This window comes from Pedobacter lusitanus (genome assembly GCF_040026395.1).
Classification (GTDB): domain Bacteria; phylum Bacteroidota; class Bacteroidia; order Sphingobacteriales; family Sphingobacteriaceae; genus Pedobacter; species Pedobacter lusitanus.
In genome coordinates this window covers 4,097,316-4,112,687 of sequence record NZ_CP157278.1, presented here as the reverse complement: position 1 = coordinate 4,112,687, position 15,372 = coordinate 4,097,316, and the positions used below count along the sequence as shown (strand labels likewise).

The 15,372-nt window shown below is 40.4% G+C and carries 12 protein-coding genes, 6 tRNA genes, 1 pseudogene and 1 riboswitch; of the genes and pseudogenes, 10 read left to right on the top strand and 9 right to left on the bottom strand.

Translation table 11 applies throughout. From position 1 onward, the window contains the following. Window positions 1-5: 5 nt before the first annotated feature. A pseudogene (locus PL_RS17675) lies at window positions 6-245 on the bottom strand (tyrosine-type recombinase/integrase); the annotation flags it as partial. Window positions 246-308: 63 nt separating this feature from the next. Between PL_RS17675 and PL_RS17670 the strand changes: the two are divergent. Both PL_RS17670 and PL_RS17665 read left to right on the top strand, forming a co-directional pair. Then, on the top strand, window positions 309-575 hold the full coding sequence (locus PL_RS17670; protein ID WP_041886469.1) for a transposase: 267 nt from the start codon (window positions 309-311) through the stop codon (window positions 573-575). Between the two features lie 20 nt (window positions 576-595). Then, window positions 596-1,426, top strand: coding sequence for an IS3 family transposase (locus PL_RS17665; RefSeq protein ID WP_348620008.1), 831 nt, complete (start codon window positions 596-598; stop codon window positions 1,424-1,426). Between the two features lie 38 nt (window positions 1,427-1,464). Here the strand turns inward: PL_RS17665 and PL_RS17660 are convergent, their stop codons facing one another. The 7 genes from PL_RS17660 to PL_RS17630 all read right to left on the bottom strand — a co-directional run bounded on the left by PL_RS17660 (window position 1,465) and on the right by PL_RS17630 (window position 3,379). After that, complete coding sequence (locus tag PL_RS17660; protein ID WP_052496669.1) at window positions 1,465-2,472, bottom strand: site-specific integrase; 1,008 nt, start codon at window positions 2,470-2,472, stop codon at window positions 1,465-1,467. A gap of 264 nt (window positions 2,473-2,736) precedes the next feature. Next, window positions 2,737-2,808: transfer RNA gene (locus PL_RS17655), tRNA-Glu, on the bottom strand. A gap of 35 nt (window positions 2,809-2,843) precedes the next feature. Next, window positions 2,844-2,920: transfer RNA gene (locus tag PL_RS17650), tRNA-Met, on the bottom strand. A 43-nt stretch (window positions 2,921-2,963) separates the two neighbouring features. Continuing rightward, window positions 2,964-3,035, bottom strand: a tRNA-Glu gene (locus PL_RS17645). A 35-nt stretch (window positions 3,036-3,070) separates the two neighbouring features. Further along, window positions 3,071-3,147, bottom strand: a tRNA-Met gene (locus tag PL_RS17640). A gap of 46 nt (window positions 3,148-3,193) precedes the next feature. Next, window positions 3,194-3,265: transfer RNA gene (locus PL_RS17635), tRNA-Glu, on the bottom strand. Between the two features lie 37 nt (window positions 3,266-3,302). Continuing rightward, window positions 3,303-3,379: transfer RNA gene (locus PL_RS17630), tRNA-Met, on the bottom strand. Between the two features lie 110 nt (window positions 3,380-3,489). On the opposite strand from PL_RS17630, the gene era reads away from it, so the two are divergent. Together era and der are read left to right on the top strand one after the other, a co-directional pair. Then, window positions 3,490-4,368 (top strand): GTPase Era, encoded by an 879-nt coding sequence (gene era / locus PL_RS17625; RefSeq protein ID WP_041879870.1) that lies wholly within the window; start codon window positions 3,490-3,492, stop codon window positions 4,366-4,368. Window positions 4,369-4,414: 46 nt separating this feature from the next. Next, window positions 4,415-5,716, top strand: a complete 1,302-nt coding sequence (der, locus tag PL_RS17620; RefSeq protein WP_041879769.1) for a ribosome biogenesis GTPase Der — start codon at window positions 4,415-4,417, stop codon at window positions 5,714-5,716. A 60-nt stretch (window positions 5,717-5,776) separates the two neighbouring features. On the opposite strand, the gene PL_RS17615 is transcribed toward der, so the two are convergent. Then, window positions 5,777-7,384: a S41 family peptidase gene (locus tag PL_RS17615; RefSeq protein ID WP_041879773.1), complete on the bottom strand. Its 1,608-nt coding sequence runs from the start codon at window positions 7,382-7,384 to the stop codon at window positions 5,777-5,779. A 192-nt stretch (window positions 7,385-7,576) separates the two neighbouring features. On the opposite strand from PL_RS17615, the gene murQ reads away from it, so the two are divergent. From murQ to PL_RS17585, 6 genes are all read left to right on the top strand, one after another. Beyond that, window positions 7,577-8,383, top strand: a complete 807-nt coding sequence (murQ, locus tag PL_RS17610; RefSeq protein ID WP_041879873.1) for an N-acetylmuramic acid 6-phosphate etherase — start codon at window positions 7,577-7,579, stop codon at window positions 8,381-8,383. Between the two features lie 7 nt (window positions 8,384-8,390). Next, window positions 8,391-8,960 (top strand): hypothetical protein, encoded by a 570-nt coding sequence (locus tag PL_RS17605; protein WP_041879776.1) that lies wholly within the window; start codon window positions 8,391-8,393, stop codon window positions 8,958-8,960. 50 nt (window positions 8,961-9,010) lie between these two features. Beyond that, a complete protein-coding gene (locus tag PL_RS17600) occupies window positions 9,011-9,760 on the top strand; it encodes a Bax inhibitor-1/YccA family protein (protein ID WP_041879779.1) in 750 nt (249 codons plus the stop codon). A gap of 229 nt (window positions 9,761-9,989) precedes the next feature. Next, a riboswitch (SAM riboswitch) is annotated at window positions 9,990-10,099 on the top strand. Window positions 10,100-10,207: 108 nt separating this feature from the next. Next, a complete protein-coding gene (gene metH / locus PL_RS17595) occupies window positions 10,208-13,867 on the top strand; it encodes a methionine synthase (protein ID WP_041879782.1) in 3,660 nt (1,219 codons plus the stop codon). 18 nt (window positions 13,868-13,885) lie between these two features. Beyond that, the gene (gene metF / locus PL_RS17590) at window positions 13,886-14,839 is read left to right on the top strand and encodes a methylenetetrahydrofolate reductase [NAD(P)H] (RefSeq protein ID WP_041879784.1); all 954 of its coding nucleotides are present in this window, start codon (window positions 13,886-13,888) and stop codon (window positions 14,837-14,839) included. 74 nt (window positions 14,840-14,913) lie between these two features. Next, window positions 14,914-15,351, top strand: a complete 438-nt coding sequence (locus PL_RS17585; protein WP_041879788.1) for an META domain-containing protein — start codon at window positions 14,914-14,916, stop codon at window positions 15,349-15,351. Window positions 15,352-15,372: the final 21 nt, after the last annotated feature.

Sequence of the window (15,372 nt, the reverse complement as noted above, 5' to 3'; positions counted from 1 at the left end):
TGAGGTTAACCAATCTTGGTTCTCAGTAGCTGCATATCATTACTAATTTTTCCATCCAGTATCTTCGCGTAATGCTGGGTTTGCTGCAAAGATTTATGCCCAAGCATTTCTGACACAGTTTCAATCGGCACTCCGTTGTTTAAGGTTATCGTGGTGGCAAAGGTATGTCGGGCCAAATGGAAAGTTAGGTTCTTTGCAATCCCACAGATATCGGCTATCTCCTTCAGATAGGCATTCGTCTTTTTGTAACCCCTCCTAAAAATCGGACTGTATAAAAGGCGAAAATTCGTAACTTTAAAAACAGGAAGATGAAAAAGTCAGTAATTAGTGAAAGCCAGATCGTGGCAGCAATCAAGGAACAAGAGTCGGGTAAAAAGGTGGCAGATATCTGCCGTGATTTGGGGATACACCAAGCCACATTTTATAACTGGAAGAAAAAGTATTCTGGAATGTATAATCAGGAGCTACGCCGTTTGAAGGAATTAGAGGAAGAAAACCGCAGACTTAAGCATATGTATGCTGAATTGGCCTTGGATAATAAGATTCTGAAAGACGTTCTTTCAAAAAAGTTTTAAAGCCCTGCCAGCGTAAAAACATGGTTGCCTATGTGGTGGAATACCATCAGATTAGCATCAGCAGGGCTTGTCGTGTAGCTTCTCTACCAAAATCCATGTATTACTATAAATCTAGAAAGGATGACTCAGAAACGATTACAAAGCTTCAGGAATTGGCTGGATCTTATCCAACCGAAGGTCAAGATTTATATTATGGGCGAATTAGAACGGAGGGATATAAATGGAATTATAAGCGTGTGAGACGGGTGTATCTACTTCTGGGGCTAAATCAGAGAAGAAAAGCGCGCAAACGTTTACCGAAGCGTGTGAAAAATCCGCTGGCGCGTCCGTTAGCCCCGCTGGAGATGTGGTCTATCGACTTTATGAGTGACGTGCTTACCAATGGGCGGAAATTCAGAACGCTAAATGTAATAGATGATTATAACCGGGAGGCTATTGCCATTGAAGTTGCCCATTCGATGCCTGCCATGCGGGTAACAGAACTATTAGAACGAATAATTCAAGAGCAAGGAAAGCCAAAAAGCATCAGGACTGACAATGGTCCGGAATTTATAAGCAAGGAATTTAATACCTGGTGCAAAGGGAATAATATTAAAATCCAATATACTCAGCCTGGTAGGCCGATGCAGAATGGATATATAGAACGTTTTAACAGAAGCTTCAGGGAAAGCTTTCTTAATGCATATTTATTTGAAGATATAATGCAAGTACAAATATTAGCTGAAGAATGGGTAAAGGATTACAATTCTAAGAGACCACATGAAGCATTAGATGGTAAAACGCCGTTAGAATATAGAGCACAATGGAGCCTCAGCATGGAGTCAGCCCCTGCGGAGCTGACTCCATGCTGAGGGATGAAAAATAATATATAAATTTGAATTCTCGCCTCCTAAGCCGGTTCGAAAAAAGAGAGGGTTACATTTTGATTGGTCAAAACAGGTAGAAAATTGTCTCCCGAAATGCATCTGGCGTGACCCTTATACTTTTCCATGATCGCTAGGGGGATTGGTAATAAAGGCAACCTGGATAAAGTTCCGGTCTTTTGTCTTCGTATCATGATCCACGGAATTCCATCTATGCCATTGATGATATGCTCCTGCTTTAGATTGTTTACGTCAACATAGGCCAGACCGGTGTAGCAGCAGAATACAAAGATGTCTTTTACGATATTTAACCGCTCTATCGTAAACTCTTTCGATATAATCGCTTGCAGCTCTTCCTTTGTTAATGCGGTTCTTATCACATCGTCTTTTGTCGTTTTAAATTCAGCGAATGGGTTGTTTTTCAGCCATCCCTTTCTTACCACCTCCGCTATGATACCTCTCAAGTTACCTACATATTTGGCGACCGAGTTGTTGCCGCAGTGCCTGAAAGACCTCAGCCAGAAAGCAAAATCTGATATGAATTCATAGTCCATCTCGTGGATATTGATGTCTGGAAAGTTATATTTCCATTTGATAAAATCTTTTGCATGGTTGCGGATCGTTTTGTAACGCTTCCGTGTGGCCAGGCTATATCCTTTCCCAATAAGAGCGTGTATCCTTTTTTGATGTGAAATGATCAATTGGACCAGCATCCTGTTCTCACTGTTGCCAATGATATAGTTTTTTAAGGATTGGGCTGTTATCTTTCTTTCTGTTTCAAGCAGGTTTAATTTTGCCTGGTAGATTTTGGCAGAAAGTGTCTCGATGTATGCGTTCAGATTTTTAGCATCTTCTTTCGTGCCTATGGCCTTTCCCTGAGATTGATCCCACCGGTCCATGGGCCAGCGTCTTTTGATCGATAGTTCTCTGGCTTCACCATTTACAGTAATTCTTAGATAGACATACCTGTAGTCGTTTTTCTTTGTTTTGGATTGTTTTAAAAAATAGAACAATCCGAAGGTTTTTTCCAACATGGTTTGTGGGTTTAGTTAAACAATGCTGGAAAATAGGAAGAGAAAGTCTGGTTAGATGTAGCGTCTTTTTTTGAAAGAAAAAACGCTTAAAAAGACGCTAGTAAATTTTGGGTGTTTTTGAAAGATTTAATTAAGCTATAGCAGAAATGTAGCGATTTTAGTATTAAAATGCGGTTTAAAAGTACATTTTAGGCCTTTAAAAACAGGTTCGAATTCCCTTAAAACAAAAATAACTTGCTGATTATCAGCAAGTTATTTTTCCAGTAGCCCGTAGGGGAATCGAACCCCTGTTTCCAGAATGAAAATCTGGCGTCCTCACCCCTAGACGAACGGGCCATTTGAAGCGACCACCTTTACAGGTTTGCTTCTCCTGGGTAGCGGGGACCAGACTCGAACTGATGACCTTCGGGTTATGAGCCCGACGAGCTACCAACTGCTCCACCCCGCACTATGTTTTAATTAAAAACGCTAGTATAAAACTAGCGTTTTAGTAGCCCGTAGGGGAATCGAACCCCTATTTCCAGAATGAAAATCTGGCGTCCTAACCGGTAGACGAACGGGCCATTTGAAGCGACCACCTTTACAGGTTTGCTTCTCCTGGGTAGCGGGGACCAGACTCGAACTGATGACCTTCGGGTTATGAGCCCGACGAGCTACCAACTGCTCCACCCCGCACTATGTTTTAATTAAAAACGCTAGCGTGCAACTAGCGTTTTTTTTGTAGCCCGTAGGGGAATCGAACCCCTATTTCCAGAATGAAAATCTGGCGTCCTAACCGGTAGACGAACGGGCCATTTGAAACGACTCACCTTTGCAGGTTATGTTTCTCCTGGGTAGCGGGGACCAGACTCGAACTGATGACCTTCGGGTTATGAGCCCGACGAGCTACCAACTGCTCCACCCCGCACTATTTATCAAGTTAAAACGCTAAAAGATTTAATCTTCCTTTGTTTTAAATTGGTCTGCAAAGATATATTTCGTTTCTTTGCAATGCAAATTTATTTTAAAAAAAATTCAATGTCGCATAAAGCAGGTTTTGTAAGCATAATAGGAAAGCCAAATGTTGGTAAATCCACGTTAATGAATGCCCTGGTGGGGGAGAAGCTATCGATCATCACGCCGAAGGCTCAAACTACCCGTCACCGTATTCTGGGAATTGTCAATGAAGAAAATTCACAAATCGTTTTTTCGGACACACCGGGGATCATAAAACCACGCTACGGACTGCAGGATTCAATGATGAATTTTGTCAAAGGTGCATTAAGTGATGCAGATTTAATTTTATTCGTTACAGACATCAATGAAGAGCATGATGAAAACGATGTTCTGGAGAAAATAATCAATACTACTATTCCCATGATTGTACTGATTAACAAAATTGACGGGGCAACACAGGAACAGGTAGATGAGAAACAAGCCTACTGGCAGGAACTGTTAAAACCTAAATATATTTACGCAATCTCTGCACTGCATAAGTACAATTTGGAAGGGATCATGGAAAGAGTACTGGAATATCTTCCGGAGCATCCACCCTATTATGATAAAGAAGATCTTACAGATAAAACACAGCGTTTCTTTGTCTCTGAAATTATCAGAGAAAAAATCTTCACCAATTATCAGAAAGAAATCCCTTACAGTACAGAAGTCGTGATTACCTCTTTTAAAGAAGAAGAAAAAATTACCAGGATCAGTGCTGAGATTATTGTTGAACGTGATTCTCAGAAAAACATCCTGATTGGTAAAGGCGGATCTATGCTGAAAAAGGTTGGTACTGAAGCACGTAAGGATATTGAGAAGTTTTTAGATCAGAAAGTCTTCCTTGAAACCTTCGTAAAGGTACTTCCAGACTGGCGTAGTAAAAAGAACTATTTAAAAAGTTTCGGGTACGAAAATTAAACCTACCTTTGCAACCCCTTAATAATTAATACAATTCACAAAACACATGAGTAACATTATCGCAATCGTCGGAAGACCAAACGTAGGCAAATCTACCCTTTTTAATCGCTTAACTGAAAGTCGTAAAGCAATTGTTGATGATTTCAGTGGTGTAACACGCGATCGTCATTATGGCGTTGCTGAATGGACACACAAACAATTTACTGTAATTGACACAGGAGGTTATGTAGCAAATTCTGAAGATCTATTTGAAGCGGCAATCCGCGAACAGGTAGTTATCGCAATCGAAGAAGCTTCCGTTATCCTGTTTATGGTTGACGTAATCACTGGAATTACAGATTTAGATGATGAAATAGCACAGCTATTACGCCGCAGTAAAAAACCGGTTTTCATTGTCGTAAATAAAGTAGACAATACTTCATTAGAAAATGATGCAGCTGTATTCTACGGATTCGGCCTGGGAGATATTTATTCAATTTCTTCTATGACGGGTTCAGGTACAGGTGATTTACTGGATGACGTGATCTCACATTTTGAAGATGACGTAGTAGAAGAAAATGCTTTACCAAAACTGACTATAGTCGGCAGACCAAATGTGGGTAAATCTTCCCTGATCAATGCCTTAATGGGCCAGGATAGAAATATTGTTACCCCAATTGCAGGTACAACACGTGACTCCATCCATATTCACTACAATCAGTTCGGACATGAATTTATGTTCATCGACACCGCAGGGCTTCGTAAAAAAACAAAAGTAAAAGAGAACATCGAGTTTTATTCAGTTATGCGTACTATTAAAGCCCTTGAAGAGGCTGACGTAGTATTGTTAATGATAGATGCTGTTGATGGTTTAGAGTCTCAGGACGTGAATATTTTCCACTTAGCGGAGAAAAACAAAAAAGGTATCGTGATCCTGGTTAACAAATGGGATCTGGTAGAGAAAGATCATAAAACCATGAAAGCTTTCGAAGAGCAGATCCGTACAAAATTACAACCATTCACAGATGTACCAATTGTATTTACTTCGGTATTGAGCAAACAACGTATTTTCAAAGCAATCGAAGTTGCTCTGGAAACATTCCAGAACAGAGGAAAGAAAATTCCTACTTCTAAACTGAATGACGTCATGCTGCCAATCATCGAAAAATATCCGCCGCCGGCATTAAAAGGAAAGTACATTAAAGTAAAATATGTGACGCAGATCAATGCAACTTCACCAATGTTTGCTTTCTTCTGTAATCTTCCACAGTACATCAAAGAACCGTATAAACGTTTCATTGAGAATAAATTACGTGAAAACTTCGACTTTAGCGGAGTACCAATCCAGATTTATTTCAGACAGAAATAGTTCTGAAGACATAAAAAAAGCGGTATTAGAAATACCGCTTTTTTTATGTCTGTAATTTATTTATTGCATGCTGGAAAGTGCCTGCTTAACCATACTGTCATTTAAGTTTAAAGCCTTATAATAACCAGCCTCACCTAAATGGTACTTACAAAGTAAAGCCTTTAAATCGCCATATATAATTGGTTTTGCAGCAGCAAGCTGTTTAGGATCTATCACAATATTTTTGGTCTGTATATAACGGACAAAATCTTTATAATCTGTATCACTTATACTGAAAGCGGCCAGGTTCTGCTCCAGATAAGCTGCATTATAGCGGTTAGCCAAAACATCAAATACGTAATCAAACATTACTTTTTTGGTTAAGAGCAGGCTATAAAATTTATTCATCCCTGTGGTATCCATTTTTACATAGATATCCGGTTCTATACCACCTCCTGCAAAAACTTTCTTACCTGAACCGGTTGTAAACGCAACATTTCTTCTTAAGCTATCTTTTGAGGCAACTGGTTTATCTGTAAGCTCACCATCGTTAAAACGATCATCTATTTCATTCTGATAAGCGATATATCCTTTTTTATAGGATTTCTGGATACTGCGTCCCAATGGAGTATAATATCTTGCAATAGTAAGATTCAGCGCTGAACCATCCCCGAAAGGAAATTGTTCCTGTACCAGCCCTTTTCCAAAAGAACGGCGTCCGATAATAACTCCCCTGTCCAGATCCTGAACCGCACCTGCCAGTATTTCACTTGCAGAAGCTGTATTCTCATTAATGAGCACAGCCAGTTTACCATTTTCAAACTCTCCGCCTCCGGTAGCGATATAGTCAGTTCGTGGTTCATGTTTACCCTCGGTATATACAATCAGTTTATTTTCAGGAAGAATCTGATTAGCAAGACCTGTAGCCGCAGTCAGGTACCCTCCCCCATTGTCCCGCAGGTCAAGCACAAGTTTTTTCATCCCTGCAGCTTTCAGGTTTTTTACTGATTCTATAAAATCTTTATCTGTATTTGCCCCGAATTCACTGATCCGGATATATCCTGCATCAGCATTGATCATGTAGGCAGCATCGATACTGCTTACGCTCACACGGCCCCGCTTAATTGTCAGTGAAACAGGATGCCCTGTACCTGAATGTAAAACGACCAGTTGTACCGGCGTACCCCTTTTCCCTTTAATTTTACCAATCATTTTATCTTTCGGGAGATGTTTACCACTCACAAACAGACTGTCAATCTTTAAAATTTTGTCACCCAGCTTCAGTCCGGCCTGTGCAGCCGGGCCATCTTTGATCACATTAGTCACCAGGAGTGTATCATTCAGAATATAATATTCGATTCCGATACCTTCAAAATTGCCTTCCAGCATATCGTTCTGGGCAGTGGCTTTAACAGGAGGCAAATAAACACTATGCGGATCAAGCTGATGTAATAAGCTGTCAATTTCCAGATGACTTAAAGTATCTGCATTGATTTCATCCACATAATTTCTATTGATCAGATTGATAATTTCATCAACCTTATTTGAATTTTTATCAGCAAACTGAACATTTCGCTGAAAGGTGAAACCCTGGTCCTTTAAAAACTTGTAGCCCAGAAACATACCACCTATTAATGTTACAGAATAAGTGATCGCTATAAGCAGGTTTTTACGGGTAGTTGGTTTCATGAAAAAGCAGTTGTACAAAGTTATGAAATTACCTTGTCAATTAAGTAATTAACCTCATTAGAATTGCAATTGTTTCATATTTAATTTTAATCCTCATTTGTTCATAAATTTTCCCGTCTGAAATGCACCTAATTGTATTCATATTTCCCCGTTAAAAAGAAATTGACGATTTTTATCAAAAAACAAAATGATATGATACGCATCACTGAACAAGAATCAAAGTACAATCATATTGACCAGATGGAAGTGCTTGATATTCTGAGAAGTATAAACAACGAAGATAAAACGGTTCCGCTTGCAGTTGAAAAATCCATCCCTCAGATTGAAAAACTGGCAACGGCCGTTGCTGAACGCATGAAAAACGGCGGCAGATTATTTTATATCGGTGCAGGTACAAGCGGCAGATTAGGTGTGGTTGATGCTTCGGAATGTCCGCCTACATTCGGCGTATCTTTTGATGAAGTTGTAGGGATCATTGCCGGTGGAGATAAAGCCATCAGAAGGGCGGTGGAAAATGCAGAAGATGACGACGTTCAGGCCTGGATAGATTTACAGGAATACCATATAAATGATAAAGACAGCCTGGTTGGTCTGGCAGCATCCGGCACCACCCCTTATGTAGTTGGCGGATTAAAAAAAGCAAAGGAAAACGGGGTACTTACAGGCTGTATCATCTGTAATGAAGGTGGTCCGGTAGCAGAGGCCAGTGATTTTCCGGTTGAAGTTGTTGTCGGACCAGAGTTTTTAACCGGATCTACCCGGATGAAATCAGGAACAGCCCAAAAACTGGTTCTCAATATGCTGAGTACGACAGTGATGATCAGACTGGGTAAAGTCAAAGGTAATAGAATGGTAGATATGCAGTTAACTAACCATAAACTGGTTGACCGGGGAACACAGATGGTTATGAACGAACTTCATATCGATTATAAAAAAGCAGAAGAGCTGCTTATTCGTTACGGAAGTGTAAGAAAGGCTGTTGAAGCCGCTACTAAATAAAAATATTATGCACGAAATAGAACCTTTTTACCGCTGGCGCGATGATTATATTGCTGCCGAGGATCCCAAATCACCCTTTTACAATACAGAATATTCAGAGTTTTATTTCGACAAACAGTTATATAACTTTCTTATTCACCCGCAATGGGATGATTTTGGCTCGAATACACTTTATATTAAAGTCCTGTTCGTCGATTATGATCATCACTATGCTATTATTGAGTTTATCGGGGAGTGGAATGATGCTATAGGAAACGATATTATGCTGTTAAAACGGGAGATACTGGAACTGATGATAGATGAGGGCATTAATAAATTTATACTGATCGGAGAAAACATCCTCAATTTCCATGCTTCAGAAGACAGTTATTACGAAGAATGGTTTCAGGATGTGGAAGATGGATGGATCACAGGTCTGAATTTTAATCCTCATGTGATAGAAGAATTCAGAAGCAGCAACATTGATTATTACATCAATTTCGGCGGGGAACTTGACGATTTGGCATGGAGAACAATCAAACCGCTTCAGATTTTCCATAAAGTTGAAGAAATTCTGACAAAAAGACTAGGGGCATAGCTTTTGCTGATACAAATAGATTCGTATATTTAATTAAATTTTAAAATAACATGGATAACAATAATAATAATTGGTCACAACAGTCAGTTTTTGTGGAAAACCAATCTGGAACTGTTGCAAAGAAATTCTTTGCCAACGTGTTTTTATGGATGTTCGTAGCACTGGGTATCTCTACATTTGCCGCAGTTTACATGGCTAACACACCTGAAATGTTCAGCTACCTGATTAACCAGGAAACTGGCAAAATGTCTATTATAGGTTATGCTGTAATGTTTGCACCGCTTGGGCTGGTACTTTTAATGAGTGCTGGATTAAGCAGATTATCATTTGGAGCACTGGTTGGGGTATTTATTCTTTATTCCCTGCTTACTGGTGTTAGTTTAAGTTTCATTTTACTGGCTTACACGACGACTTCGGTAGTAGCTTGTTTTGCAGCTGCAGCAGGAATATTTGGTCTGATGGCTATATTGGGTTATACAACCAACACTGATTTAAGTAAATTCGGGTCCATCCTGATGGTTGGTGTAATCGGTCTGGTTATTGCCAGCGTAGTGAATATGTTCCTGAAAAGTTCAGGCTTTGACTATATCATGAGCTTCTTTGGTGTGGCAATCTTTACTGCATTAACTGCTTATGATGTTCAGAAATTAAAACGTATCGGTGCCGGTATAGAAGAAAACGGTGGTACTATGGCTGTTGATGATACTAAGAAATTAGCAATCATGGGTGCTTTATCCCTATACCTTGACTTCCTGAATATCTTTATCTTCCTGCTGAGAATATTCGGCGGAAGAAAATAAACAGCATATTTTATTCAGAAAGGCTGACAGAATCATAACTGTCAGCCTTTTTTTTGAGCTTATTTTTCTTTTCAGCAATCTCATTCTTCAAATTCCTACTCCCTGCTTATACGACAGCCCCACAGAACATTGTTCCGGGCAGCTGATATATTTGCTTGACTTTTGCAATTTTATATGCTTTAAACTCTATTTTCTTGGAAATCATTTTTCTTTGTTGCATTTTTGTATCCGCTTATAAAGAAAGATGGAGGGATTAGACCCGACGAAGTCTTAGCAACCTGTGCTTACAAGGTGCTACATTCTACTCGAACAGTTTCGGCCGTTCCTGAAAGATAAGTTAATTCGATCCGATACCGGATTTCTGATTAGGCCATATTATATAAAATTTCCCGTATTAAACTATTAAAGAGCTTTATACGGACAAATGGCTACCCATCAACACAGAGAATGAGCATAAGAGAAGAGCTTGGAAAACGAATACTAATCATTGATGGTGCTATGGGCACCATGATCCAGCGCTATGTCCTGACGGAAGAGGATTTCAGAGGAGAGCGTTTTAAGGATCATCCATGTGATGTGAAAGGTAATAACGACCTGCTGAATATTACACGTCCGGATATTATCAAGGCTATACACACAGAATACCTCAAAGCAGGTACAGACATTATTGAGACCAACACTTTTAGTACGCAGCGGATCTCCCTTGCGGATTACAAGATGGAAGAGCTGGATTATGAGATGAGCTTTGAAGGGGCTAAAATTGCCAAAGAAGCAGTAAATGAGTTCATGGCAGCCAATCCTGACCGCAGCTGTTTTGTAGCAGGAGCCGTGGGACCTACCAACCGTACTTTATCCATTTCACCTGATGTAAATGACCCGGGATTCAGGGCTTTAACTTTTGACGAACTCGTTGACGCCTATTATGAACAGGTCAGAGGTCTGGTGGACGGAGGTTCTGACTTACTGTTAATTGAGACTATTTTTGATACGCTGAATGCTAAAGCAGCCATTTTTGCTATCAAAAGATATGAGGAAGTCATTGACCGGAAAATTGAAATCATGATTTCCGGAACGATTACCGATGCTTCGGGCAGAACTTTATCCGGACAAACGGTAGAGGCATTCCTGAATTCTATCATTCATGCCAACCCGCTAAGTATTGGCTTCAACTGTGCCCTTGGTGCAAAAGACATGAGACCTCACATTGAGGAACTGTCTTCCAAGGCACCCTGTTATGTATCTGCTTATCCAAATGCAGGATTACCAAACGAATTTGGAGCCTATGATGAAATGCCAAATGAAACAGCTTCAATGGTTGGAGATTTTATTCAGCATGGTTTTGTCAATATTGTGGGTGGTTGTTGTGGCACTACGCCAGAGCATATCGCAGCTATTGCTGCAAAAGCTAAAAACGTTACTCCCAGAGCAATCCCAGAAATACCACGTTATCTGCGCCTGAGCGGATTAGAACCCGTAACCATCACACCCGACAGCATGTTTGTCAACATTGGTGAAAGAACCAATATCACGGGCTCCCCGAAATTCTCCAAATTAATTTTAAGTGGTGATTATGAAGCCGCACTGACCGTTGCCAGACAACAGGTAGAGGGTGGTGCCCAGGTTATTGACGTGAACATGGACGAGGGGATGCTTGACTCTGAAGCAGCAATGACTAAATTCCTTAATCTGATTGCTTCAGAACCGGATATTTCCAAACTGCCAATCATGGTCGATTCTTCTAAATGGAGTGTCATTGAAAATGGTCTCAAATGTCTGCAGGGTAAAGGTATTGTGAACTCCATCTCGCTGAAAGAAGGAGAAGATAAATTCCGTGAAAGTGCACGTAAGATTATGAATTACGGTGCAGCTGTAGTGGTGATGGCTTTTGACGAAAATGGACAGGCTGATAATTTTGAACGCAGAAAAGAAATCTGTAAACGTTCTTATGATATATTAGTTGACGAAATTGGCTTCCCGGCCGAAGACATCATCTTTGATCCAAACATCTTAACAGTAGCGACCGGACTGGAAGAACATAATAATTATGCGGTTGACTTTATCAATGCAGCACGCTGGATCAAAGAAAATCTTCCATACGCGAAAGTAAGTGGCGGGGTATCCAATATATCTTTCTCTTTCAGAGGGAATAATACAGTACGTGAAGCAATGCACTCTGCCTTTCTTTTCCATGCCATTAAAGCTGGTCTGGATATGGGTATTGTGAATGCAGGTATGCTGGAAGTTTATGAGGCTATTCCTGCCGATTTACTGGAACGGGTGGAAGACGTACTGCTAAACCGCCGGGAAGACGCAACGGAACGCCTGGTAGATTTTGCTGAAACTGTAAAAACCAAAGGGAAAGAACTGGTTAAGGATGAGGAGTGGAGAAAAGAATCTGTAGAATCCCGCCTCTCCCACTCTCTGGTCAAAGGAATCATAGAATATCTTGATGCCGATGTAGAGGAAGCCAGACAAAAATACGACAGACCCATTCAGGTAATTGAAGGTCCGCTGATGGACGGAATGAATATCGTAGGGGATTTATTCGGAGCAGGAAAGATGTTCCTTCCACAGGTAGTAAAATCAGCCAGGGTAATGAAAAAAGCTGTAGCCTACCTGCTTCCCTTTATCGAACAGGAGAAACTGGATAATCCTGATGGTAACCAGAGTTCCTCGGCCGGAAGGATATTACTGGCCACCGTAAAAGGTGATGTTCATGATATTGGTAAAAATATTGTAGGGGTGGTTCTAGCCTGTAATAACTTTGAAATCGTTGATCTTGGGGTGATGGTTCCTGCTCAGGAAATCATTAAAAAAGCAAAGGAAATCAAAGCAGACATTATTGGTCTGAGCGGATTAATCACTCCTTCGCTGGATGAAATGGTTCACTTTGCCAAAGAAATGGAACGTGAAGGATTCAATGTACCGCTGCTAATCGGAGGAGCAACGACTTCAAGAATTCACGCCGCTGTAAAAATAGCGCCTAATTATTCCGGCCCGGCAATCCATGTACTGGATGCATCCAGAAGTGTGACTGTATGCAGTACGCTGATGAATGAAGATACCCGGGATGCGTATATTGATACCATCCGACAGGAATATGATAAAGCGCGTGAAGCGCATTTAAATAAGCGTAATGACAAACGATTTAAATCAATAGCGGAAGCAAGAACAGATAAATTCACTATTGATCCTGCCCTGGTTGCTCCGGCACCTAAATTTACAGGAACAAAAACGTTTGAAGATTTTCCGCTGGAAACTCTTGTCCCCTATATTGACTGGACTCCTTTTTTCCATACCTGGGAATTGAGAGGCAGTTACCCTAAGATATTCAGTGACAAATCAGTTGGTGATGAGGCAAAAAAATTATACGATGACGCCCTGGTTTTACTGCAGAAAATTGTTGATGAAAAATTACTTAAAGCTAAAGCTGTCATTGGTTTCTGGCCGGCACATGCTCAGGGAGACGATATCATTTTAGATGTAGATGGTAAACCTGTAACTATTCACACGCTGCGTCAGCAGGCAGAGAAAGTTGCCGGAGAACCTTATTATGCTCTGTCTGACTTTGTAGCGTCAAAAGAAGATAGTGTTCAGGACTATTTTGGTGGTTTCGCTGTCACAACAGGTATAGGCTGCGATGAAATGGTAGCTGAGTTTGAAGCCAACTACGATGATTACAACAGTATTATGGCCAAAGCACTGGCAGACAGACTTGCCGAAGCATTTGCTGAACATCTGCATGAACTGGTTCGTAAGGATTACTGGGGTTATGCTCAGGATGAACAGCTGACCAACGAGGACCTGATCAAAGAAGAATATGCAGGAATCCGTCCGGCACCAGGTTATCCAGCCTGTCCGGATCATACGGAAAAAGAAACCCTTTTTGATTTACTGGGAGCAGAACAAAAAATCGGGCTCAGACTGACAGAAAGTTTTGCGATGTACCCTACCGCAGCAGTAAGCGGTTTTTATTTCTCACATCCTCAATCAAGATATTTCGGCCTGGGAAAAATAACCAAAGATCAGGTGGAAGAATATGCAGTCAGAAAAAACATGTCTCTTGAAGATACAGAAAGATGGCTTAGCCCGAATTTAGCTTATTAACCTCACAACAAAACATAAATGAAGATCACCAACCACATAGACAACGCCAGAGGTAAAACCCTGTTCTCTTTTGAACTTCTGCCACCGGTTAAAGGAAAAAGCATTACTGATATTTATGACGCAATAGATCCCTTAATGGAGTTTAATCCTCCTTTTATTGATGTGACTTACCATAGAGAAGACTATATCTATAAACAGCATGACAATGGTCTGCTGGAAAAAGTCTCTTATCGTAAACGCCCGGGAACTGTAGCGATCTGTGCTGCTATCATGAACAAATATAAAGTAGATGCTGTTCCTCATTTGATTTGCGGAGGTTTTACCAAAGAGGAGACCGAAAATGCACTGATAGATCTTCAGTTTTTAGGTATCGACAATGTGCTTGTTTTACGGGGAGATGCAAGACATGCTGATTCAACCTTTATTCCTACTCCCGGCGGACATGCTTATGCAACCGATCTGTTAGGCCAGGTCAATGACATGAATAACGGGAAGTATTTATTTGAAGATCACTCGGCCTTCCAGACAGACTTCTGTATTGGTGTTGCGGGTTATCCGGAGAAACATTTTGAAGCGCCGAATCTTAAAACCGACTTTAAATACTTAAAGCAAAAAGTAGATATGGGTGCAGAATTTATCGTGACTCAGATGTTCTTCGACAATGCCAAATACTGTGATTTTGTTGCCCAATGCAGAGCAAATGGGATAAATGTCCCCATAATTCCCGGACTCAAACCGATCACTTCTTCAAAACAATTAATCAGTTTGCCAAAAATATTTCACATTGATTTACCCGAAGATCTGACAGAAGCAGTACAGGAATGTAAAAATGAAAAGGATGTAAAAGAGGTTGGAATAGAATGGATGATACAGCAGTGCAAAGAGTTAATAAAATTCGGAGCTCCGGTACTTCATTTTTACACGATGAGTAATCCGGAACCTACCAAAAGAATTGCCCGCGCAGTTTTCTAATTTACCTGTCAGATTCTGCCCGGGGAAAATCTTTGGCAGATTCTTTGTATATTTCGTTCTCTACAAAGAACGATATGAGAAGGACGATATTGATGGTACTTACGGTTATGGGCACTTTAACGTCCTGTAATGCCTTAAAGAATACAGTAGAAGCAAGTTCAGACTTATCTAAACTTGGAGGAACCTGGGAACTGAGTTATATCTCAGGACCGAGAATCGCTTTTAATGGTTTGTATCCAGGCAGGAAACCTACAATGGTTTTTGATCTTACAGATAAAAAAGTAAATGGCAATAGCAGTTGTAATTCTTTTTCCGGAAAACTAAATGCTGACGATACGTCTATTAACTTTAATCAGCCTATGGCAGTTACAAAAATGGCCTGTCCTGGTGAAGGAGAAGCCGTTTTTTTTGAAACACTGAAAAAAGTGAATAAATACACGATTAAGGGAGATACCATTTTGAATTTTATGATGGGCGATATTGCCATTATGCGATTCAAAAAAATTAAATAAGCCTGCTGAATTTTAAACAGG

Excerpts from the sequence above, each read along its gene's own strand:
- murQ (WP_041879873.1), top strand. The coding sequence starts at position 7,577 with ATGATACGCATCACTGAACAAGAATCAAAGTACAATCATATTGACCAG.
- PL_RS17670 (WP_041886469.1), top strand. The coding sequence starts at position 309 with ATGAAAAAGTCAGTAATTAGTGAAAGCCAGATCGTGGCAGCAATCAAG.
- PL_RS17615 (WP_041879773.1), bottom strand. The coding sequence starts at position 7,384 with ATGAAACCAACTACCCGTAAAAACCTGCTTATAGCGATCACTTATTCT.
- metF (WP_041879784.1), top strand. The coding sequence starts at position 13,886 with ATGAAGATCACCAACCACATAGACAACGCCAGAGGTAAAACCCTGTTC.
- metH (WP_041879782.1), top strand. The coding sequence starts at position 10,208 with ATGAGCATAAGAGAAGAGCTTGGAAAACGAATACTAATCATTGATGGT.
- era (WP_041879870.1), top strand. The coding sequence starts at position 3,490 with ATGTCGCATAAAGCAGGTTTTGTAAGCATAATAGGAAAGCCAAATGTT.
- PL_RS17665 (WP_348620008.1), top strand. The coding sequence starts at position 596 with ATGGTTGCCTATGTGGTGGAATACCATCAGATTAGCATCAGCAGGGCT.
- PL_RS17600 (WP_041879779.1), top strand. The coding sequence starts at position 9,011 with ATGGATAACAATAATAATAATTGGTCACAACAGTCAGTTTTTGTGGAA.
- PL_RS17585 (WP_041879788.1), top strand. The coding sequence starts at position 14,914 with ATGAGAAGGACGATATTGATGGTACTTACGGTTATGGGCACTTTAACG.
- PL_RS17660 (WP_052496669.1), bottom strand. The coding sequence starts at position 2,472 with ATGTTGGAAAAAACCTTCGGATTGTTCTATTTTTTAAAACAATCCAAA.
- der (WP_041879769.1), top strand. The coding sequence starts at position 4,415 with ATGAGTAACATTATCGCAATCGTCGGAAGACCAAACGTAGGCAAATCT.
- PL_RS17605 (WP_041879776.1), top strand. The coding sequence starts at position 8,391 with ATGCACGAAATAGAACCTTTTTACCGCTGGCGCGATGATTATATTGCT.